18 protein-coding genes are annotated in these 21254 nt (G+C 66.9%); 12 read left to right on the top strand and 6 right to left on the bottom strand.

Annotated elements, in window-relative coordinates:
* Nucleotides 1-83: 83 nt before the first annotated feature.
* Nucleotides 84-1526: a PucR family transcriptional regulator gene (locus ABD243_RS02935; RefSeq protein WP_116765197.1), complete on the bottom strand. Its 1443-nt coding sequence runs from the start codon at nt 1524-1526 to the stop codon at nt 84-86.
* 146 nt (nt 1527-1672) lie between these two features.
* On the opposite strand from ABD243_RS02935, the gene ABD243_RS02940 reads away from it, so the two are divergent.
* Both ABD243_RS02940 and gabT read left to right on the top strand, forming a co-directional pair.
* Nucleotides 1673-3103, top strand: coding sequence for a gamma-aminobutyraldehyde dehydrogenase (locus ABD243_RS02940; RefSeq protein ID WP_344361905.1), 1431 nt, complete (start codon nt 1673-1675; stop codon nt 3101-3103).
* A gap of 106 nt (nt 3104-3209) precedes the next feature.
* The gene (gene gabT / locus ABD243_RS02945) at nt 3210-4565 is read left to right on the top strand and encodes a 4-aminobutyrate--2-oxoglutarate transaminase (protein WP_091251295.1); all 1356 of its coding nucleotides are present in this window, start codon (nt 3210-3212) and stop codon (nt 4563-4565) included.
* Between the two features lie 126 nt (nt 4566-4691).
* On the opposite strand, the gene ABD243_RS02950 is transcribed toward gabT, so the two are convergent.
* Entirely contained in the window at nt 4692-5462 is a 771-nt protein-coding gene (locus tag ABD243_RS02950) for an AMIN-like domain-containing (lipo)protein (protein WP_344361909.1), read from the bottom strand.
* 190 nt (nt 5463-5652) lie between these two features.
* On the opposite strand from ABD243_RS02950, the gene ABD243_RS02955 reads away from it, so the two are divergent.
* Nucleotides 5653-6525, top strand: a complete 873-nt coding sequence (locus ABD243_RS02955; protein WP_344361911.1) for a universal stress protein — start codon at nt 5653-5655, stop codon at nt 6523-6525.
* Here the strand turns inward: ABD243_RS02955 and ABD243_RS02960 are convergent.
* The 4 genes from ABD243_RS02960 to rarD form a co-directional block, all read right to left on the bottom strand.
* On the bottom strand, nt 6522-7418 hold the full coding sequence (locus tag ABD243_RS02960) for a methyltransferase domain-containing protein (RefSeq protein WP_344361914.1): 897 nt from the start codon (nt 7416-7418) through the stop codon (nt 6522-6524). The two genes, ABD243_RS02955 and ABD243_RS02960, sit on opposite strands and share 4 nt — an antisense overlap.
* On the bottom strand, nt 7415-8947 hold the full coding sequence (locus ABD243_RS02965; protein ID WP_344361917.1) for a putative bifunctional diguanylate cyclase/phosphodiesterase: 1533 nt from the start codon (nt 8945-8947) through the stop codon (nt 7415-7417). Before ABD243_RS02965 ends, ABD243_RS02960 begins: the two co-directional genes overlap by 4 nt.
* Nucleotides 8934-9338 carry a DUF7793 family protein gene (locus ABD243_RS02970; protein WP_425547115.1) on the bottom strand — a complete coding sequence of 135 codons (405 nt, stop codon included), beginning with the start codon at nt 9336-9338 and terminating at the stop codon, nt 8934-8936. Before ABD243_RS02970 ends, ABD243_RS02965 begins: the two co-directional genes overlap by 14 nt.
* Before the next feature lie 90 nt (nt 9339-9428).
* Nucleotides 9429-10454 (bottom strand): EamA family transporter RarD, encoded by a 1026-nt coding sequence (gene rarD / locus ABD243_RS02975; protein WP_425547116.1) that lies wholly within the window; start codon nt 10452-10454, stop codon nt 9429-9431.
* Nucleotides 10455-10584: 130 nt separating this feature from the next.
* Here rarD and ABD243_RS02980 point away from each other — a divergent pair, with 130 nt between their 5' ends.
* The 9 genes from ABD243_RS02980 (at nt 10585) to ABD243_RS03020 (ending at nt 21244) form a co-directional block, all read left to right on the top strand.
* Nucleotides 10585-12021: an FAD-dependent oxidoreductase gene (locus ABD243_RS02980; protein ID WP_344361922.1), complete on the top strand. Its 1437-nt coding sequence runs from the start codon at nt 10585-10587 to the stop codon at nt 12019-12021.
* 164 nt (nt 12022-12185) lie between these two features.
* Nucleotides 12186-13634, top strand: coding sequence for an amidase (locus ABD243_RS02985; RefSeq protein WP_344361924.1), 1449 nt, complete (start codon nt 12186-12188; stop codon nt 13632-13634).
* A gap of 12 nt (nt 13635-13646) precedes the next feature.
* Nucleotides 13647-13949, top strand: coding sequence for a hypothetical protein (locus ABD243_RS02990; protein WP_116765189.1), 303 nt, complete (start codon nt 13647-13649; stop codon nt 13947-13949).
* A gap of 119 nt (nt 13950-14068) precedes the next feature.
* On the top strand, nt 14069-15451 hold the full coding sequence (locus tag ABD243_RS02995) for a GAF domain-containing protein (protein WP_116765188.1): 1383 nt from the start codon (nt 14069-14071) through the stop codon (nt 15449-15451).
* A gap of 141 nt (nt 15452-15592) precedes the next feature.
* Nucleotides 15593-17116 (top strand): acetaldehyde dehydrogenase ExaC, encoded by a 1524-nt coding sequence (gene exaC / locus ABD243_RS03000; RefSeq protein ID WP_116765187.1) that lies wholly within the window; start codon nt 15593-15595, stop codon nt 17114-17116.
* A 173-nt stretch (nt 17117-17289) separates the two neighbouring features.
* Nucleotides 17290-18312: an alcohol dehydrogenase AdhP gene (gene adhP / locus ABD243_RS03005; RefSeq protein ID WP_175460442.1), complete on the top strand. Its 1023-nt coding sequence runs from the start codon at nt 17290-17292 to the stop codon at nt 18310-18312.
* 16 nt (nt 18313-18328) lie between these two features.
* Nucleotides 18329-18739 carry a DUF779 domain-containing protein gene (locus tag ABD243_RS03010; RefSeq protein WP_344361931.1) on the top strand — a complete coding sequence of 137 codons (411 nt, stop codon included), beginning with the start codon at nt 18329-18331 and terminating at the stop codon, nt 18737-18739.
* Nucleotides 18740-18911: 172 nt separating this feature from the next.
* Nucleotides 18912-20474: an amino acid permease gene (locus tag ABD243_RS03015; RefSeq protein WP_344361933.1), complete on the top strand. Its 1563-nt coding sequence runs from the start codon at nt 18912-18914 to the stop codon at nt 20472-20474.
* A gap of 164 nt (nt 20475-20638) precedes the next feature.
* Nucleotides 20639-21244, top strand: a complete 606-nt coding sequence (locus ABD243_RS03020) for a TetR/AcrR family transcriptional regulator (protein ID WP_091251315.1) — start codon at nt 20639-20641, stop codon at nt 21242-21244.
* Nucleotides 21245-21254: the final 10 nt, after the last annotated feature.

The raw sequence follows: 21254 nt of genomic DNA on the forward strand, positions 1-21254 counted from the left end.
ATCGTCAGCTTTTAGTGGCGAATATCTCCGTAAGAGACAACCCCCGCGTTGCTTGGGGGATGGGCTGGGGCGGACGGGGAGGGTCAGCGCGGGTGCCGGGCACTGAGCCGCTGGACCGCCAGGGCGAGCCAGAGCTGCACCCGGTCCGGTGTCTGGGCGGGGTCGTAGCCGGTGAGCTCGGTGATCTGCGCCAGCCGGTAGCGGACCGTGTTGCGGTGCAGGGTGAGTTCCTCGGCGACGGCCGCCACCGAGCCGTTGTTGTTGAGGTAGCTTTCCAGGGTGGTCATGAGCTCGGCGCCGTGTGCTGCGTCGAAGGCCCGCAGGGGGTTCAGCGACTCGTTGGCCATGTCCGCCAGTGGAACGTCCTCACTGGCCAGCAGCAGCGAGGTCAGGCTCAGCCGCTCGGGCTCGTTGACCGGCAGGCCGTGGGTGGCCGCATCGCGGGCTTCAAAATAGCTCCACCGCAGGCCGTTCGGCTTGGTGTAGGCACCGCCGATGCCGATCGTGGCGTGGATCCCGGCCTCCGCGAGGTGGTCGCTGAGGCGGCGGGCCAGCGCGCTGGCGCCGCTGCCGTCGTCGGGCATCACCACCACGAGGTCCTTCCCGACAACGGCGCTGACCGCCGCTTCGAGCGGCTGGGGCAGGGATGAACTTCCGAGCTGCTTGTTGTGGGCCGCCGATTCGGCGAGTAGGACCACGTTCTTGCGGGTGCTGTTGATGCCGACGCCGGCGAGGCGCCGGGTGGCTTCGGAGGTCTCCAACGTCCCGTGGATGACGTCTTCGAGGACCTGGCCGGCCAGCGCCCGCTGGGCCTGGCGCTGCTTGACCATGTTATTGAGTTCGACGCTGATCAGGTTCTGGGCGTAGCCCACAATGCCCGAGTCCTCGAACGGCTGCTTCACCCACAGTGTGCAGGCATCGCGGCGGCCGGTCGGGATGGGGTACGACGCCCAGCCCTCGGCCGTGGGGGCGGGGTGGCCGGGCACGCTGTTGTACAGCTGCGCCGTGAACTGGGTCAGGACGATCTCGGTGCGCAGCATCGACCCCAGATGTTTCAGGAGTTCGGCGAGCCCGCCGCCGGTCAGCAAGGCCCGGGCCAGGATCTGGTGCCCGGCAATGAGCCGCTCGAGCTTGACCAGGTGGTCCGCCGACTGGGCGTCGGCCACGATCTTGCCGATGGCAATGAAGGGGGTCTCGTACGGTACTTCCACCACCGGCAGCCCCCAGCGGTTGGCCTCGGCGATCAGGGCCGGCGGCACGGCGTCGTGCGTCAGGCCGACCCCGAAGCCGATCCCGACGGCCCCGGCCCGCTGGACCTGGCGCACGAAGCGGCGCTGCTCCGCGGCGCTCTTGAGCCGCATGCCCGTGGTCAGGATCAGTTCGCCGCCGTTGAGGAACCGCTGCGGGTCCTCCTGTTCGGTGACGGCCACCCAGAGAATGTCCTGGTGCCAGGTGGTTTCGGCGAGGCCGGCCTTGGTGAGTTTGAGGGACGGCACACCCAGTAGTGCGGCGAGTGAAATGGCCATGGATTCAGGATAGCCGGGTGCTGGTCAAGCGCACTAAAGCATTGCGGGGATGGTGTGCAGGTGCCTATTCCCTGGCTTGCCCCGCTGGCATAGGCTCGTGACCAGCCCCACATCCGTCATTGGCAGTAAGAAAGAGGTTGTACACCGTGGTTCAAACCTTGCAGAACTTCATCAACGGCGAGTTTGTCACCCCCGCCGGCACAGGGATGATGCCCATCGTGAACCCCACCAACGGAGACGTCGTGGCACAGTCGCCGATCTCGGTGCAGGCCGACGTCGACGCCGCCATGACGGCTGCCAAGAACGCCTTCAAGACCTGGAAGCACACCACGCCCGGGCAGCGCCAGCTTATGCTGCTCAAGCTCGCGGATGCCGTCGAGGCTAACAGCGACGAAATCGTTGAGGCCCAGCACCGCAACACCGGCCAGGTCCGCTCCCTGATCGCCTCGGAGGAAGTCGCCGCCGGTGCCGACCAGCTGCGCTTCTTCGCCGGTGCGGCCCGCATCATGGAAGGCAAGTCCGCCGGCGAGTACTTCGAAGGCCACACCTCCTACGTGCGGCGGGAACCGATCGGCGTCGTGGCCCAGGTCGCCCCGTGGAACTACCCGTTCCTCATGGGCATCTGGAAGATCGGCCCCGCCCTGGCCGCCGGCAACACCGTGGTTCTCAAGCCCTCGGACACCACCCCGGAATCCACCCTGGTCCTGGCCCGGCTTGCCGGCGAGATCTTCCCGGCCGGCGTGCTGAACGTGGTCTTGGGCACCGGCGAGACCGGCGCCCTGATGGTGGAGCACAAGGTCCCCGGCCTGGTCTCCATCACCGGCTCCGTCCGCGCCGGCATCGCCGTCGCGTCGGGCGCCGCCAAGGGACTTAAGCGGGCCCACCTGGAACTCGGCGGGAAGGCCCCTGCGGTCGTTTTCGCCGACGCCGACATCAAGAAGAGCGCCGCCGCCATCGCCGAGTTCGCCTTCTTCAACGCCGGCCAGGACTGCACCGCCATCGCCCGCGTCCTGGTCCAGGACTCCGCCTACGACGACCTCGTGGCAGCCCTCGTGGAACACACCAAGACCCTGCGCACCGGCTCGCAGAACGACGAAGACAACTACTTCGGCCCGCTGAACAACGTCAACCACTTCAACACGGTCAAGGCCCTGGTGGAGTCCCTGCCGGAAAACTGCAAAATCGAGACCGGCGGCCATCAGGCGGGGGACAAGGGCTTCTTCTTCGAGCCCACCATCGTCACCGGCGCCAAGCAGAGCGACGACATCGTGCAGAAGGAAGCCTTTGGTCCCGTCATCACGGTGCAGAAGTTCAGCACCGAGGACGAGGCCGTGGAACTGGCGAACGACGTCGACTACGCCCTGGCCTCCAGCGTCTGGACCTCGAACCACGGCACGGCCATGCGCCTGAGCCGCGACCTCGATTTCGGCGCCGTCTGGATCAACACCCACATCCTCCTCACCGCCGAAATGCCGCACGGCGGCTTCAAGCAGTCCGGCTACGGCAAGGACCTGTCCATGTACGGCGTCGAGGACTACACCCGCATCAAGCACGTCATGAGTGCGCTCGACGCATAACGCAGATGCATAACGCTGTCGCATAACGCAGCCGCAAAACACAGTGGCATAACTCAACCTGACGCATAACTCGCGCGCTTCACCGCACGCTTAGAAAGGCTTTCCCATGACCACCACCGCACATGACATCACCTACCGGCTTGAGCAGAAGCGCCGCGTCCAGGCGGACTTCCCGGGCCCCAAGTCCGTTGCCCTGACCGAGCGCCGCAAGGCGGTCGTCGCCGCCGGCGTCGCGTCCAGCGTTCCGGTGTTCGTGGCCGACGCCGACGGCGGCATCATCCATGACGTCGACGGCAACTCCTTCATCGACCTCGGCTCCGGCATTGCCGTGACGAGCGTCGGCGCCTCGGACCCCGCCGTCGTCGGCGCCGTGAAGGAAGCCGTGGAGCACTTCACCCACACGTGCTTCATGGTCACGCCCTACGAAGGCTACGTGGCCGTTGCCGAGCAGCTGAACCGCCTCACCCCGGGCGACCACGAGAAGCGCACCGTGCTCTTCAATTCCGGTGCCGAGGCTGTCGAGAACGCCATCAAGGTGGCCCGCCTGGCAACCGGCCGGGACGCCGTCGTCGCCTTTGACCACGCCTACCACGGCCGCACCAACCTGACCATGGCGCTGACCGCCAAGGCCATGCCGTACAAGACCAACTTCGGCCCGTTTGCGCCCGAGGTCTACCGCATGCCGATGAGCTACCCGTTCCGCGAGGAAAACCCGGAGATCACCGGTGCCGAGGCCGCCAAGCGCGCCATCACCATGATCGAGAAGCAGATCGGCGGCGACCAGGTTGCCGCCATCATCATCGAACCCATCCAGGGCGAGGGCGGCTTCATTGTCCCCGCCGAGGGTTTCCTGCCGGCGCTGGCCGCGTGGGCCAAGGACAAGGGCATCGTCTTCATCGCCGACGAGGTCCAGTCCGGCTTCTGCCGCACCGGCGAATGGTTCGCCGTGAACCACGAAGGTGTTGTCCCGGACATCCTGACCATGGCCAAGGGCATCGCCGGCGGCATGCCGCTCTCCGCCATCACCGGCCGTGCCGACCTCCTCGACGCAGTCCACCCCGGCGGCCTCGGCGGCACCTACGGCGGCAACCCGGTCGCGTGCGCCGCCGCTCTGGCATCCATCGGCTCGATGGAGCAGTACAACCTCAACGCCCGCGCCAAGCACATCGAGGAGATCGCCCTCGGCAAGCTGCGTGAACTGGCGAGCGAGCAGCCCGTCATCGGCGATGTCCGCGGCCGCGGCGCCATGCTGGCGATCGAGCTCGTCCAGGCCGGTTCCAAGGAACCGAACCCGGAGCTGACCAAGGCCGTCGCCGCAGCCTGCCTCAAGGAGGGTGTCATCATCCTCACCTGCGGCACCTACGGCAACGTCATCCGGCTGCTGCCTCCGCTGGTGATCAGCGACGAACTGCTGCTGGACGGCCTCGAGGTCCTGGCCGCGGCCATCAAGGCCAACGCCTGAGCCCCTAGCCAACAAACTGCCGGGAAGGCAATCCCTTCCCGGAGACCGGTCTAGCCGGAAAAACGGAAGAGCCGCGGACACATCATCCGCGGCTCTTCCGCTGTTTAAGCCCTGACTTCCCGTTCGCTACTTCCAGGCGGTCGCGTCCAGCTGGATCGCCACGACATACAGGTGCTGGCCCTGCTCGATTTTCTCCACCTCGTAAACGCGCACCTTCGTTTCCGGGACCGTGGACATGGGCCGGCCGACGCCGATCCCGTACGTCAGCACGCCCTCTAAGTCCCCGGCCGGCGCGTAGCTCGTGAGAGCCTCGTATCCGATCGACGGCGCCGGGGCGCTCGTCACCGTGCTGGCCTTGCCGTCCGCGGTGTGCGCCTGGGCGCCATGGAACGTCACCTCAAGGATCGTTCCCGTTCCCGGCATGTCGATCGGCTGGCCGCTGCCGTCGGCCACTAGCTCGGGGACCACCTCGACGTCGTAGCTGGGGAAGCCGCCGTTGAACCGGAAGCTCAGCTGGTCATAGGGCGGGGTGTCGGAGGGGTGCTGGCCCGCGCCGATGGCGTACAGCGTGGGCAGCGGAGCCGCCGGCGGAGGCGCGATGGGCACGGGATTCTCGTGGTCCGTGTGGAACGGGGTGCCGGACTTTGGCACCGACCAGTCGTGGGTGATCGTGGACGAGATCACCTTGTCGCCGGGTTGCGGGGGTGCCGTTTCATCAGCATCTCCGGTCGCAGACGGCGACGGGCTCGCTGTCGCGGTCGGCGAAGGCGACGGCGGCTGGCTGCTGGCCGATGGCTGCGGCGCGGGCGGGGTGCAGGCGGTGAGGACCAGCAGGAGCGTCAAAGCTCCCAGTCCGGCAGTCCGCGGCCGGCACCTGCGGTTGCTGATGACATTCATGATGGTCTCCCCTCGACCATCCCAGCGTAGACACAGAAGATTGTGCAGCTCAGGGCCATAAGTCACCACCGTTTCTGCGGTCCCTGGACTAGAGTCATTCCTACCACTGCAGGAACGCAGACCGGCCGACGACGCCCGGAACCCCCGGGGCGCTGCTGGCGTCTGCCACAGACCCATAAGGGGTTCATACATGCGATACGTAGTCGGTTATACGCCCACTGAACGCGGCGCGGACGCCGTTGCCCTGGCTGCGGCCATGGCCCGGGCACAGGGAGCGCATCTTGACCTTGTCTATGTGGTGGACCGGCACACGCCCTATCCGGCCGTGAAACCGGAAGGAAGCCGCGCCCAGACCGCGGAACAGCATATCCACTCGGCGGAACGAGAGGGTATGGCCCTGGTTCCGGAAGGGCTGGAGGCGCACTTTCACGTCCGCCAGGCGGACTCGTTCGCCGCGGGGCTCATCGACGCGGCACTCGAGTACCGGGCCGGCCTGATCGTCGTCGGCGCCGCCAGCAACGGCCTCTTCAAGCGGCACACCATAGGCAGCGTGGCCAACGCGCTCCTGCACGCCGCCCCGGTTCCGGTGGCACTGGCGCCGCGCGGTTACCGCCGGACCGAACCCATCACGCGCCTGACCCTCGCCGTGGGCCAGCGCCCCGGGGCAGAAGCGGCGATCGACGTCGCAATAGAATCCGCCGAGCGCCGCGGCGTTCCGCTCCGGCTGGTCTCCCTGGTGGAACTGGACGTCGACGAGGAGGGCGGGGAGAACGTCAACGCTGCCCACATCCATGCCAATACCGTGCTCGCCGCCGCCGCGCACCGCCTGCCGGAGGGCCACCACGTCAGTGTGGAGGTCGCCCACGGGCGCACGATCGAGGAAGCGATCGACGACCTGGAATGGGACGACGGCGAGGTCATGATCGTGGGATCCTCCCGTCTGGCGGAGAAATACAAACTCTTCATCGGCAGTACCGCCAACAAGGTGCTGCGCGCCCTCCCGGTGCCGATGGTGGTTGTGCCGCGCGACTACCAGCGGGTGGATACCTTCCCGGAGGTCTAATTCCCGGAGGTCTGATTCCCGGAGGTTTGGGGCCGCGGGGCCAGGACCGCCCAGTACGCCGGAATGCTGCCGGGCGGTCCGCCGGTCTCCATCGGCACCGTTGCCAGGACACCGGGACCTTCCGCGATGAGGGTCCAGTGCCGTTCGGGAAACGCCCGCGAGCGTTGCCTGGGGCCGAAATGGCCCGGTTTCGGCAGGGCAGAAATTGCCTGGCGCAGCGGTCCCGGGATCCGCTCGCCTGTGGCGCCCAGGCCCCGAAGATAGCTCAGCGCCCCGCCCGGGACATTTGTCTCCACCAGGTAAATCCGTCCCTGGGTGCCGAGGAGCGCTTTGATGGAATCCGCAAGGCGTGCCTTGCGCCGCCGGCTAAGGACGTGGAAGACACCGCGGACAAAGACATTGACGTCGCCGAGTTCGTGCGCGAGCGCGGCCGCGGCGGCCGGCCGGGTGGCGTCCAGGCTCCGGAAGCTGAGGCCCAGGACGTGCGCGTGGGCGGACTGCGCCGCGGCCACGGCCGCAGGCGAGACATCGACGCCCATCACCGAGGGGAAGACCTCGACGAGCCGGCATGAGAGGGCTCCGTTCCCGCAGCCGAGATCGACCACCGGAAGGCTGGTGTCCATCAGGGCCGCCAGGGCCCGCAGATGCTGCCTTACTTCGTCGTCGCCGGCGGTCGAAGTGTCCCAGATGATCGGTTCCGTGAGCACTCCTTGCGACACTCCGCGCCAGAACTCGTCCCAGCGCCGGTCCGGGCGCCGGGGGCGGTGCAGGGACAGGGCCACCACCCGGGCCACCATCCGGAGCGTGTCCGCCGCCTTGTGCGTGCCTGTGTTTTTCGTGGCTGTCTTCGGCGTACCTGTGTTTCTCGTGTCCCCCGTACCGGCTCCGCTCATGCGGCTGCACCGTCCCTGTGCGCCAGAAGGTCCGTCATGTCCGCAACGGGCAGGGGCCGGCTGAAGAAATATCCCTGGCCGAATTCACAGTCCAGGTGCCGCAGGCGGTCCGCCTGCTCCCGGTCCTCGATACCCTCGGCCACGGCACCCAGGCCGGCGGAATGGATCAGCTGCAAGATGGCCGCGACGAAGGTCTCCTGCTGCCGGTCCGTGGTCAGCCCGTCCAGGAGGGACTTGTCGATCTTCGCCTGCGAGGCAGGGAGGGTGCGCAGGTAGCTGATGGAGGAATAGCCCGTACCGAAGTCGTCGATCTCGATCCGGACGCCAAGGTCATTGAGCGACTGCATGGTGGCTGCCACTTCCGGACCGCCGCGCATGATCGCGGTCTCGGTGATTTCAATTGAGATGTGGCGCGGTTCGACGCCGTGCCGGACCAGCAGGTCTTCGACATACGGTGCCAGATCGACATGGTGCAGGTCCGCCGGTGAGAGATTGATGTGGGTGCTGAAGTCCGCCGGAAGCCCCGGATCGGACTTCCATCGTCCGGTTTGCGCGATGGCGTTCCGGAGCACCCAGTGGCCGATTTCTACCGTGAGCCCGGCCTCGTCAGCGGCGTCGAGGAACGTATCCGGCGCCAGCAGCCCCAGGTCCGGGTGGCGCCACCGGATCAGGGCCTCCGTCCCGGCAATCGTCCCCGTGCGCAGATCCATGATGGGCTGGTATTCCAGCTCGAGCTCGTCCGTTGCCAGCGCCGTCCGGAGCTCGGCCACCAGGTGAACCCGCTGCTTGGCGGCCTCGTGCATGGCCGCGGAAAACACCAGGAGGGTGTCCCGGCCGCGCTTCTTGGCCTCATGCATGGCGATGTTGGCATCGCGGATGAGCTCCTCGCTGCTCAGCCCGGGTTCGCCCAGCCGCACCCCGGTTCCGGCCGTCAGGGCGACCGCGACGCCGCCGGCAACGATTCTGTCCTTCAGCGATTCGCTAAGGCGGGACGCGATCTCCAGCACGGCGTCCGGTTCCTGGTCCACCACGAGCACGGCGAACTCATCGCCGCTGAGGCGTGCGATCAAGTGACGGGCCCCGGCCGCGGCGCCCAGCCGCAGGGCTGCCTCCCGCAGGACGGCGTCCCCGGCCGCGTGGCCAAGGCTGTCATTGATGAGCCGGAAGGAGTCGAGGTCCAGCAGGATGAGCGCGGGCTGGGGGCCCCGGCCGGCTCCGGTGACGGCCTCGGCCACTTTTTCCTGCAGCAGCGAGCGGCTGGCCAGCCCCGTCAACTCGTCAGTGTTGATCACGCGCCGGAGTTCGGCTTTGGCCGCTTCCAAGAGCGCGGTCCGCTCGGCGACCCGGACTTCCATGTCTTCGTACATGCTTTGAAGCTCTTCAGCGAGCAGGTTGATGCCGGTCGTGACAGCGTCGATGCCGTCCCGTGCCGGTGAGACCTCCAGACGGTTTGAAAGATCGCCCGAGGACAGCACGACGATGCCGTCTACGAGTTCCTCGAGGCGGCGGTCGTCATCACGCCCCGTCATGGCCCTGCGATATCAGCCAGCGGACCGCCTCATCGCGGTCGGTGAAAAAGCGCGTGGGGACCGGTGCCGAATTGACGCCCAGGAAGAAGTTGGCGAGAACCCGGTCAACGGCGGACGCGCCCAGCAGCGCGATGGCCGACGCGTCACAGCGTTTGGCGAACACGGCCCGCGCGGCCCGGCTGACGGATTCCGTGGTGGCCATGTCGATCAGCAGCGGCGTGGGCCGGCCGTCGCACATGGCATTGACCCGATCCATGGCGAGTTGGGCATTCGGGGCGTCAATGACGATGCCCCGGGCCCACTCGAGGCGCAGGATTCCGCTGCTGTCGAAGCCCAGGGACGAGATATCCCGGCCGCCCGGAGTCTCAAGATCGTTTTCTGGCACCAGCAATCCTTAATTCCGCCCCAACGTGTCCTTCATGATGACACTAACGCACGGCGGCCCTGGTGCGCAGACGGCTAACCCGCCGGGGCAGTCCTGCTAGGCGGCGGCGCGGGCCCGTTTCCGGATCATGGAGTTCTTCCCGGCCGCCAGCAGCATGTCCACCGTCAGCACGAGCAGTGCCAGCCACACGACGCCGAAGCCAATCCAGCGGTCCAAAGTCATGGGTTCCTTGAACACCACAAGCGCCACAATGAACTGCAGCACGGGTGCGAAGTACTGCAACAAGCCGATGGTGGTCATGGGCAGCCGGCGGGCAGAGGCCCCGAAGAACAGCAGCGGCACGGCGGTGATGACACCCGATGCGACCAGCAGCCAGAAGTGCCCGGCGCCGTTGGACGCCAGCGTGGCCGCACCGCTGACCGCGAGCACAATCATGGTGGCCGCAGCCGGCGGGGCCAGCACGATCGTCTCCACGGTGAGACTGGTGATCGCGTCCGCCCGCGGGCCGACACGCTTCTTGACGAAGCCGTACAGGCCAAAGCTCAGCGCGAGCGTCAGGGCGATCCAGGGGAGCTTGCCGTAGGAGACTGTCAGCACGCCCACCGCGATAAAACCGATGCCGACGGCGGCCCACTGCAGCGGCCTCAGCTTTTCCTTCAGTACAAAGACCCCCAGCAGCACCGAGACCAGCGGGTTGATGAAGTAGCCCAGGGAGGCCTCTACGGCCTGGCCGGTGGTCACGCCGTAGGTGTAGGTCAGCCAGTTCACCGCGATCAGAGCCGCGGCGATGGACAGCGGGCCGATCACCGCGCGGTTCCGGAACGCAGCAGCCAGCACCCGCCAGGAGCGCGTGACGGTGATCAGCAGGACGCAGAACACGAGGGACCAGACCACCCGGTTGGCGACGATTTCGATCGCGCCGGCAGGCTGGAGCGCATAGAAGTACAGGGGCAGCAGTCCCCACAGCCCGTACGCGCCGATCCCGAACAGGATCCCCGGCGTCGTTTCCTTATCTACCGGCGCGAGTCCGGCCGGCGGCAGCGGCGCCGGGCGCCCTGCAGGTGCTGGGACGCGCGGGTCGGTCGGCGGGGCGGGGGAGAAGGATCGTTCGGGCTTAGGCACAAGACCAATAACACCACCTGCACGGCGCCTATTCCTACCAACCGGGCCACAGGCCGCCCGGCGACATTTAGAATAGGGGCCTGTGCGCTGCATGTACTGGCGCTGTCCCTAAGACTCAGAAGGGCTCCCGGTGTCCAACTCGGCCGAATCCACATCCACTCGTCCCCTCCGCGTCGCCATTGTCGGCGCGGGTCCGGCCGGCGTCTACGCCGCGGACATCCTGACGAAGTCCAATGAGGTCAAAGACGGCGACGTCGAGGTCAGCATCGATCTCTTCGAGGCATACCCGGCGCCGTACGGCCTGATCCGCTACGGGGTGGCTCCTGACCATCCCCGGATCAAAGGCATCGTCAACGCCCTGCACAAAGTCCTGGACCGCGGCGACATCCGGTTCCTTGGCAACGTCACCTACGGCCGGGACCTGACGCTGCATGACTTCCGCGCCTTCTACGATGCCGTCATCTTCTCCACGGGAGCCATCAAAGACGCCGAGCTGGACATTCCCGGGATCGGGCTCGAGGGTTCCTTTGGCGGGGCCGACTTCGTCTCCTGGTACGACGGCCACCCGGACGTGCCGCGGGACTGGCCGCTGGAGGCGAAGGAGATCGCCGTGATCGGCAACGGCAACGTGGCCCTGGACGTGGCCCGCATGCTGGTCAAGCACGCCGATGAACTCCTGGTCACCGAAATCCCGGACAACGTCTACCGGGCCCTCAAGGACTCGCCGGTCACCGACGTCCATGTCTTCGGCCGCCGCGGGCCGGCCCAAGTGAAGTTCACCCCGCTGGAGCTGCGCGAACTCAGCCACGCCAAGGACGTGGACATTGTGCTGTATCCGGAGGACTTCGAGTTCGACGAAGCCTCGGATGAGGCCATCCGCAACAACAACCAGATCCGGACCATGGTCAACACCCTGACCAACTGGCTCGTCGAGGACCACGCCGAAGCCGAGGAACCGTCCTCGCGACGGCTGCACCTGCACTTCCTGCACAGCCCGGTCGAGATCCATGACGACGCCGCGAATCCCGGCAAAGTCGCCGGCATCAAGTTCGAACGCATGCAGCTCGACGGCACCGGGAACGTCAAGGGCACCGGAGAATTCCTTGACTACCCGGTCCAGGCCGTCTACCGGGCAATCGGCTACCACGGTTCGCCGCTGGATGAGCTGGAGTACGATGCCCGCCGCGGCGTTGTCCCCAACGAGGGCGGCCGTGTCCTCGACGCCGAGGGGAAGCCGGTCCCCGGGATCTACGCCACCGGCTGGATCAAGCGCGGACCCGTCGGGCTGATCGGCCACACCAAGGGTGACGCGCTGGAGACCATCGGCTACCTGCTGGAGGACCGGCTCACCTTGCCGCCGGCGCAGAACCCGGACCCGCAGGCCATCATCGATCTGCTGCAGGAACGCGGCATCCAGTACACGACCTGGGAAGGGTGGATCAAGCTCGATGCCCACGAGCTCGCCCTCGGTGCGGAGTGGTCGGCTGCGGAGAACGCCAACGGGATTGAGCGGGAGCGCATCAAGGTAGTTCCGCGCGAGGAGATGATTGAGATTTCCCGCGACTAGCCTGTCCCGTCAGCGGCGCCCGGACGTAGAATTTCACGCACAAGGACTGCGCGGCGGACGCTATACCGCCGTGCTGCAAACCCCGTGCTGTAACCGTCGTGGTGTGACGTGTGACGTGACCCCGTGCTGTGTTTCCCTGCCGCGATTCCCCTTCGGGAGGTGCCGTGGACGAACAACTCCGGTGGATGGATGCCACGGAGCAGGCCGACCTGGTCCGCTCCGGCCAGGTCAGTGCCGCCGAACTCCTCGCCGAGGCACGGGACCGCATCAGGGAACTCAACCCGGTGGTGAATGCCGTGATCGCCGGGCTGGACACCGACACCCCCGACGCCACCCCGGCAAACGGCAGCACCCCCACCGACGACCTTCCGTTTGCCGGGGTGCCGTTCCTGGTCAAGGACCTCGCGCTGGAAATCGCCGGGACGCCGTTCTCCGAAGGCTCACGCTGGCTCGCCGGAAACGTCTCCGGCCACAGCCAGGAACTCGCGCGGCGCTTCCGCCAGACGGGACTGGCCATCATCGGCAAAACCAATACGTGCGAGTTCGGACTGAGCCCGCACTGCGAACCGGTCCTGCACGGCGCAACCCGCAACCCCTGGGACCTGTCCCGCTCCACGAGCGGATCCAGCGGCGGGTCGGCGGCCGCCGTCGCCGCCGGGATCGTCCCGATGGCCCATGGCAACGACCTCGGCGGGTCGCTCCGGTATCCCGCGGCGTGGTGCGGGCTGGTCGGCCTGAAACCGACCCGGGGACGGGTGCCGCTAGGCCCGGAATACGGCGATGTCGTCGGCGGCCTCGCCGCCGAATTCGCCCTGACCCGCACAGTCCGCGACGCCGCAGCGCTGCTGGACGCCGTGGCCGGTCCGGCGCCCGGGGACCCCTACCTGGCGCCGCCACGGCCACGCCCCTATGCAGCCGAGGCCGTGACACCGCCGGGACAGCTCAGGATCGCGGCCACGGCCACTCCCAATCGCGGCCAGACTGTCCATCCTGACTACCTGCGGGCCTTCGACGCCGCCGTGCGCTTGCTGAGCGACCTGGGCCACGACGTCCAGGAAGCGCACCCCGAACCCCTGGACCGGGCGGGGCACCACGCCATCCGGGCCGTATACGCCGCCGCAGCCGCCTGGATCGAGGGCTACTGGACTCGGCGGCTGGGCCGGGGGCCCGAACCGGGGGAGGTGGAACCGTATACCGAGGTCCTGTTCGGGCGCGGCCGGAAGGTCAGCGCCGGGGATTACCTGCAGGGCGTTGAGGAGTTGCAACGCTTCAGCCGCCGGGTTGCAGGCTTCTTCCAGACCTACGATCTGTGGCTGACGCCGACAGTCGGCTGGCCGCCGCTGCCGCTCGGCACGCTGACGGCGACGGCGGAGGACCCCGTCCGCGGGGAACGGGAGGCCGGCCGCTTCCTGATGTTCGACGGCGAATACGCCAACATCACAGGCAACCCGGCCATGTCCGTGCCGCTGGGCACCGATTCCGCCGGGCTTCCCGTCGGGATGTCCTTCCTCGCCGGCTTCGGCGCCGAAGCGACCCTCTTCCGGCTGGCCGCCCAGCTGGAGCAGGCCAGCCCCTGGGCCGGGCGACGGCCTGCACTCAAGCAATCCACGTGAAGGAGACCCGCCATGTATCTGGGCACCATGTATCTGGGAATGTACAGCTTCCGCGGCGACCCGGCGGAGCTTCTCGCAGGCCACGACCGCTTGCTGGCCCTCCTGCCCGCCGGCCAGTTGGAGCTGCATCTGTGCGTGCAGACGGAGGACGGCATCGCCGTTCTGGACACGTGCCCGAGCCGGGAGGTCTTTGACCGTTTCAGCGGCGGCAGGGAATTCCAAGAGCTGATAGCGGCCGCCGGGCTGCCACGCCCCGAGATCCAGCACGTGGGCGAGATCAAGAGCTACGTCCTGCCGCCGGGAGCCGGCGCCTGAGCCCGCCCGGGCCCACCGGTGGAACAAAACGGTGCATTTCCAAACTCCCCGCACGGAACTAGACTGGGCCGGACGAGGCGGCCTCCGGCACGCCGTCGAGCCCGTCCGGTGGGAGTTCAATGAGGAATCTGGTCCATCCGGCAGCGCTGCTACCGCCAGCAGGCGGGGTCACCGCAGCGCTGCGGCAGAAGCATGCCAGTGCCGGGCACGAGGAACTGGATTCCCGGGGTCTCGTCTTTCCGGAGGACCTGCACCTGCCCGGGCTCAGTAGCCTGATCCAGGAGTCGTGGCGGCGTTCGGCGGAACTGCACGCCAACCCGGACAACCCCGAGGCCCCTCTGGCCATGGACCGCGAAGAACTTGAGGAATACCGCCGCCAGCACCCCTTGGCCGCCATCATGCCTGTGATCCATAAGCTTTTGGTCCTGCCAAGCCACGACAGCGGGATGCTGGTGGCCGTGGGGGACGAGGTCGGCCGGCTGCTGTGGGTCGAAGGCGACGCCGCCCTGCAGCGCCGGGCCGAAGGCATGATGTTCGTCCCCGGGGCTGACTGGTCCGAGGCGACGGTGGGCACCAGCGCCCCGGGCACCGCGCTGGCCCTGGGCCGGGGCATCCAGATCTCCGGCGCGGAGCACTATAAGCGTTCGGTGCATCCCTGGAGCTGCACGGCCGTGCCGTTCCACGACCCGGATTCCGGCGCACTGCTGGGGGTTGTGGACATCACCGGCACGGAGTCGGCCGTGGCCCCGCATACCCTGTCCCTTGTCGAGGCGACGGTCGCCGCTGCCCAGGCGCATCTGCGGGTGGAACGGCTCCAGCTGGCCGCCGCACGCCAGTCCTCGCCCTCCCGGAGGAGAAGCCCGGCCGCGCCGAAAACGGCCGGGGCATCGGCCGCTGGCAGCCTGTACCGGAACAGCCTCCAGCTGCTTGGCCGCGATCAGGCCCTGCTCAGCATTGACGGCCGCACCGTGTCCCTGTCCGCCCGGCACAGTGAGATCCTCGCCCTGCTCAGCACCCACCCCGAAGGGCTGAACGCCGAGGAGCTGTGCGCCCTCCTGTACCCCGGGGAGGCCTCCACCATGACGCTGCGCGCGGAGATGGTACGGCTGCGCAAAGTCTTGCAGCAGCTCAATCCCGAAGCCGTCCCGGCGTCACGCCCGTACCGCTTGCCGGTCGACCTCGTGCCGGACTCCGGACAGGTGCTGAGCTGCCTGCAACGCGGCGCTCACCGGATAGCGCTGGAAATCTACCGCGGCGCCGTACTGCCGCGCTCGGAGGCGCCCGGCATCGTGGAGCTGCGGGCCAGGGTTTCCGCGCTGATGCGCGAGGCCCTGCTGACGGACGGCAGTGCCGAGTCACTGCTGAAGTACGCCGAACTGCCCGAGGCAAAGGACGACGTCGACGTCCGGACCGCCGCGCTGAAGCTGCTGGCACCGCGCTCGCCCAAGCGTGCCGCCGTCGTCGCCGATCTGGAACGGCTGGACCGGGAACTGAGCGCCTGAAACGTCACGGCCCGGGGCACCGGACCGTGACCGGTCTCACATCGTTGCAACCTGACTGCAACCTTCGCGCCCCTAGGCTGAGGGCAACGGGGGCCGGCAGCGCCTTGCTGCCCCCTCTCTTGCACAGCAAAGGAGCTAGCAATGACTGTTTACGCCCAGCCCGGTACCGAGGGCTCGAAGGTCACCTTCAAGGACCGCTACGAGAACTGGATCGGCGGCGAGTGGGTTGCCCCGGTCAAGGGCCAGTACTTCGAGAACATTACCCCCGTGACAGGCAAGGCTTTCTGTGAGGTGGCCCGCGGCACCGCCGAGGACATTGAGCTGGCGCTGGACGCCGCGCACAAGGTTGCGCCGTCCTGGGGCAAGACCTCCGTGGCCGAGCGCGCCGCGATCCTGAACAAGATCGCGGACCGGATCGACGCGAACACCGAGATGCTCGCCGTCGCCGAATCCTGGGATAACGGCAAGCCGATCCGCGAAACCCTCAACGCGGACATTCCGCTCGCCGCCGACCACTTCCGCTACTTCGCCTCGGCCGTCCGCGCCCAGGAGGGCCGGCTGTCCCAGCTCGACGACGACACCACCGCCTACCACTATCACGAGCCCCTCGGCGTCGTCGGCCAGATCATTCCCTGGAACTTCCCGATCCTCATGGCCGTCTGGAAGCTCGCCCCGGCCCTCGCCGCCGGCAACGCCGTCGTCCTGAAGCCGGCCGAGCAGACCCCGTCCTCCATCCTGGTGCTGATGGAACTGATCAGCGACCTCCTGCCGGCCGGCGTCATCAACGTGGTCAACGGCTTCGGCGTCGAAGCCGGCAAGCCCCTGGCCTCCAGCCCGCGGATCCGCAAGATCGCCTTCACCGGCGAAACCACCACCGGCCGGCTGATCAGCCAGTACGCCTCCCAGAACCTGATCCCGGTCACGCTGGAACTCGGCGGCAAGAGCCCCAACATCTTCTTCAACGACGTCGCCGACACCAACGACGCCTTCTACGACAAGGCCCTTGAAGGCTTCACGCTCTTCGCCTTCAACCAGGGCGAGGTCTGCACCTGCCCGTCCCGCGCACTGGTCCAGGAAGGCATCTACGATTCGTTCATGGCCGACGCGCTGGCCCGCACGCAGAAGATCATCCAGGGCAACCCGCTGGATACCGAGACGCAGCTCGGCGCCCAGGCCTCCAATGACCAGCTCGAGAAAATCCTGTCCTACATCGACATCGGAAAGCAGGAAGGCGCCAAGGCCCTCACCGGCGGCGCCCGCGCCGAGCTCACCGGGGACCTGGCCGGCGGCTACTACGTCCAGCCGACCATCTTCGAGGGCCACAACAAGATGCGGATCTTCCAGGAGGAGATCTTCGGCCCGGTGGTGTCCGTGACGCGCTTCAGCGATTACAACGACGCCATGGGGATCGCCAACGACACCCTCTACGGCCTCGGTGCCGGCGTCTGGTCCCGCAACGGCAACGTTGCCTACCGTGCAGGCCGCGAGATCCAGGCCGGCCGCGTGTGGGTCAACAACTACCACGCCTACCCGGCCGGTGCCGCGTTCGGCGGGTACAAGTCCTCCGGCATCGGACGCGAGAACCACTCCATGATGCTGGACCACTACCAGCAGACCAAGAACCTCCTGGTCAGCTACAACGAGAACAAGCTCGGCTTCTTCTAAGCCGCACTGACCCGGGCGGGGCGGATCGGACGTGATCCGCCCCGCCCGCACCATGTCTGGCCACCCCCGGACGGGACATACCACCCACCACCCCCCGGAGTACACCAAACCCTGAATACGCCCTAAAGCTACGCCCCATATCTAGGCCCCAAAACTACGCAAGGATTTCGCCAATGACGACGACAATGCAAGCAGCTGTAGTAACTGAATTCGGCAAAGACCTCCAGATCCAGGACCTCCCTATTCCCTCCCCGGGCCGCGGTGAGGCGCTGGTCAAGGTCATCACCACCGGCGTCTGCCACACGGACCTTCATGCGGCCGAAGGCGACTGGCCGGTGAAGCCGACCCCGCCGTTCATTCCCGGCCACGAAGGCGTGGGCGAAGTCGTGGCCCTCGGCGAAGGCGTCACTGACCTGGCCGTCGGAGACCTGGTGGGCAACGCATGGCTCTGGTCCGCCTGCGGCGACTGCCAGTTCTGCCGGACGGGCTGGGAAACGCTCTGCGAGGCCCAGAAGAACGCCGGCTACAGCGTGGACGGCTCCTTCGGCGAGTACATGCTGGTGGACAGCCGCTTCGCTGCCCGAATCCCCGCCGGCTCAGATCCGGTGGAAGTGGCTCCGGTGCTCTGCGCGGGCGTCACCGTCTACAAGGGCCTGAAGATGACCGAGGCCAAGCCCGGCCAGTGGGTCACCATCTCCGGGATCGGCGGACTCGGCCACATCGCTGTCCAATACGCTGTGGCCATGGGGCTGCGGGTCGCGGCGGTGGACATCGCCGACGACAAACTCGCCCTGGCCAAGAAGCACGGTGCAGAGCTGACGGTCAATGCCCTGCACGAGGATCCCGCCGAAGTTATCCAGCGCGAAACCGGAGGATGCCATGGAGTCCTGGTCACGGCAGTGCACCCGTCAGCCTTCGGGCAGGCCATTGGGATGGCCCGGCGCGGCGGAACGATCGTGTTCAACGGGCTGCCGCCGGGCGACTTCCCGGCGCCGATCTTTGAGATTGTGCTCAAGGGGCTGACGGTCCGGGGCTCCATTGTGGGCACGCGGCAGGACCTTGAGGAGGCCCTCGACTTCTACGCCCAGGGCAAGATCCACCCCACGGTGTCCACGAGGGCGCTTTCCGAAGTGAACGCCGTTCTTGATGAGATGAAGCACGCCAAGATCGACGGCCGTGTGGTGCTGAGGTTCTGATGAAAGAAGGACGCTGATGTCGGAGACCAAGCTCGACGCCGCCGTGACCCGCCCGGGGGAAGACTTTTCCCGCGTGGCGCTCACCCCGGAGGCTGTGGGCCTGTTGCGCAAGCTGTGGGTGCAGCACGGCCCGCTGATGTTCCATCAGTCCGGCGGCTGCTGCGACGGTTCCTCGCCCATGTGCTACCCGGCCGGGGAGTTCATCACAGGGGACTCGGACGTGTTGCTTGGCCTGTTCGATATTTCGGACGGAATCCAGCCCCAGCCGGTGGAATTCTGGATGTCGCGGGAGCAGTTCAACTACTGGAGCCACACGCACCTGACGGTCGACGTCGTCCCCGGCCGGGGGAGCGGTTTCTCGGTGGAGGCCCCGGAAGGCAAACGGTTCCTGATCCGCTCGGCGCTGATGGAAAACTGGCCGGTCTGAGCCGGAACGGCGGAGCGTAGGGCTCACCGCGAGAGATGTGGGCCGTGCCGGCAACACCGGCACGGCCCACATCCGCGTCTCACTATATGGGACAAATCGGGCCGTCCAGTGGATGGACACTACACTAGATAGGTCTGTTTCCAAACCAGTTATCGAGATTGCGGACTTTCCTATGAACCTTTTCCGGACCAAATCCATCGAGCAGTCCATGTCCGACGCCGATGAGCCCGGACGCAAGTTGAAGCGCTCGCTCAGCACGTGGGACCTCATGATCATGGGGGTCGCGGTCGCCGTCGGCGCCGGGATCTTCTCGGTTGGCGCCAAGGCCGCCGCGAATTTCGCCGGGCCGGCCGTGACTATTTCCTTCGCGATCGCCGCCGTCACGTGCGCGCTCGCCATCATGTGCTACGCCGAGTTTGCCACGGCCATCCCGGTGGCGGGCTCCGCCTACGTCTTCACCTACGCGACCATGGGGGAAATCCTCGCGTGGATTATCGGCTGGAACCTGATCCTGGAACTCTTCACAGCCGGTGCCGTGATCGCGAAGTACTGGGGCATCTACCTCAGCAAGGTCTTTGCGCTCATGGGAGTCGACGTTCCGCCGTCGATCTCCCTGGGCGGCGTTGACCTCTACTGGGGTGCCTTCCTGATCGTTGCCATCTTCACTGTGCTGCTGGTCCTCGGGACCAAGCTCTCCGCCCGCGTCGGCAACATCTTCACGCTCATCAAGATCGCGGTGGTGCTCTTCGTGATCGTGGTCGGCTTCACCTACGTGAAGTTCGAGAACTACGCTCCGTTCGTGCCGGCCTCCGAGCCGACCGGCGGCACCGGAACCGCCGACGTCCTCAAACAGTCCTTCTTCGGCTTCCTCACCGGTGCGGCCCCTGCCCAGTACGGCACACTCGGCATCTTCGCCGGCGCCGCCCTGGTCTTCTTCGCCTTCATCGGCTTCGACGTCGTCGCCACCTCCGCCGAAGAGGTCAAGAACCCGCAGAAAACGCTGCCGCGCGGCATCTTCGGCGGCCTTGCGATCGTCACGGTGCTCTACATCCTGGTGTCCCTGGCCCTGACCGGCATGGTGTCCTACACCAAGCTCGCCGAGGCCAAGAACCCGACCCTTACCACCGCTTTCGAGGCCGTCGGCAACACCGACGCCGCCAAGGTCATCGCCTTCGGCTCCCTCGTGGGCCTCACCACCGTCATCATGGTGCTCCTCATGGGCCTGTCCCGCGTAGTCCTGGCCATGAGCCGCGACGGCCTGCTGCCGCGATCCCTGTCCAAAACCAGCACCATCCGGGCGACGCCGGCCCGCCTCCAGATCATCTGCGGCGCCGCCGTGGCTATCGTCGCCGGCTTGACCAACGTGGACCTGCTCGAGGAAATGATCAACATCGGCACGCTCTCCGCCTTCGTGATGGTGAGCCTGGGCATCCTGGTCCTGCGCAAGAAGCGCCCGGACCTGAAGCCGAGCTTCCGCGTCCCGTTCGGCAAGGTGCTCCCGGTTGTCTCGGCCGTGCTGTGCCTCTACCTCATGACGAACCTCGCCGTGGAAACCTGGATCTTCTTCGCGATCTGGCTCGTGATTGGCATCGCGATCTACTTCGCCTACGGCCAGCGCCACTCCCGCCTGAACGAAAAGTTCGCGGCGGCCCGGGCCTCCGTGAATGGCCCTGCCAAGGACGGCGCCGTCACCGCCGCCCCGGCAAACGAGGAAGACGCGCTCACCCGCTCCTGATCGGGAAATGCCGGTCCCGACAAATCGAAGTCGCCGGAGACCTGCGAATTCGCCGACAACTTCCGGCGAATTGGCAAGGCTCCGGCGACTTCAGCGTTGGACCGTCCGGTTCGGGAGGCTACAGCCGGCGGACGCGGAGGACCCCGGCTCCCTAAGATGGAGACATGGCCCGCCCAGCAAGACCGGAACGCAAATCAGAACTGTTGTCGGCGATTCTCGACTACCTCATGGACAAGACGCTGGCGGAGCTGACGTTTCGAAGCCTCGCCGACGGGCTGGGTGTCAGCAGCTACGTTCTGGTGTACCACTTCGGCCACCGTGAACAGCTGATCAACGAGATCATCCGCGGCATCGAATCCCGGCTGGACAGCATCCGTGCCACCGACGTCCGGGACATCGACAGGGATGCCTGGCGGGCCTTCCTCCTGGAGTCCTGGCAGTGGACCATGGCGCAGCGCAACCGGCACCTGGCCCGGCTGGAATTTGAGGCGACGGCGCAGGACGTGGTGGCGGCTGTGCCGCGCGGCACAGCCCAGGAGCACTTCCGCATGCTGCACGAGAAGTCCCGGGACTGGCTCGTCATCCAGGGGATCCGGCCAGAGTTCGCCGACACCGACGCACGTCTCTTCACCGCCGCGTTCTATGGGCTGCAGTTCGACTTTGTCGTCAACAACCAGCCCGAGGAAGCCACCGAGGCCTTCGAGCTGATGATGCTGGTCTTCTTCAACAACCTCGACCGGCGGCTCGCCACCGACGGCCAGCACATCTGACGCTGAAGAC

Origin of the sequence: Arthrobacter humicola, assembly GCF_039531445.1 — a bacterium.
GTDB lineage: Bacteria > Actinomycetota > Actinomycetes > Actinomycetales > Micrococcaceae > Arthrobacter > Arthrobacter humicola.

What these genes read in the sequence shown, in the direction of transcription:
- ABD243_RS02935 (WP_116765197.1), bottom strand. Translation starts at nt 1,526, where the DNA reads ATGGCCATTTCACTCGCCGCACTACTGGGTGTGCCGTCCCTCAAACTC.
- adhP (WP_175460442.1), top strand. Translation starts at nt 17,290, where the DNA reads ATGACGACGACAATGCAAGCAGCTGTAGTAACTGAATTCGGCAAAGAC.
- ABD243_RS02960 (WP_344361914.1), bottom strand. Translation starts at nt 7,418, where the DNA reads ATGAGCGGAGCCGGTACGGGGGACACGAGAAACACAGGTACGCCGAAG.
- ABD243_RS02950 (WP_344361909.1), bottom strand. Translation starts at nt 5,462, where the DNA reads ATGAATGTCATCAGCAACCGCAGGTGCCGGCCGCGGACTGCCGGACTG.
- ABD243_RS02965 (WP_344361917.1), bottom strand. Translation starts at nt 8,947, where the DNA reads ATGACGGGGCGTGATGACGACCGCCGCCTCGAGGAACTCGTAGACGGC.
- ABD243_RS03010 (WP_344361931.1), top strand. Translation starts at nt 18,329, where the DNA reads ATGTCGGAGACCAAGCTCGACGCCGCCGTGACCCGCCCGGGGGAAGAC.
- exaC (WP_116765187.1), top strand. Translation starts at nt 15,593, where the DNA reads ATGACTGTTTACGCCCAGCCCGGTACCGAGGGCTCGAAGGTCACCTTC.
- ABD243_RS02955 (WP_344361911.1), top strand. Translation starts at nt 5,653, where the DNA reads ATGCGATACGTAGTCGGTTATACGCCCACTGAACGCGGCGCGGACGCC.
- ABD243_RS03015 (WP_344361933.1), top strand. Translation starts at nt 18,912, where the DNA reads ATGAACCTTTTCCGGACCAAATCCATCGAGCAGTCCATGTCCGACGCC.
- ABD243_RS02995 (WP_116765188.1), top strand. Translation starts at nt 14,069, where the DNA reads ATGAGGAATCTGGTCCATCCGGCAGCGCTGCTACCGCCAGCAGGCGGG.
- gabT (WP_091251295.1), top strand. Translation starts at nt 3,210, where the DNA reads ATGACCACCACCGCACATGACATCACCTACCGGCTTGAGCAGAAGCGC.
- ABD243_RS03020 (WP_091251315.1), top strand. Translation starts at nt 20,639, where the DNA reads ATGGCCCGCCCAGCAAGACCGGAACGCAAATCAGAACTGTTGTCGGCG.
- ABD243_RS02990 (WP_116765189.1), top strand. Translation starts at nt 13,647, where the DNA reads ATGTATCTGGGCACCATGTATCTGGGAATGTACAGCTTCCGCGGCGAC.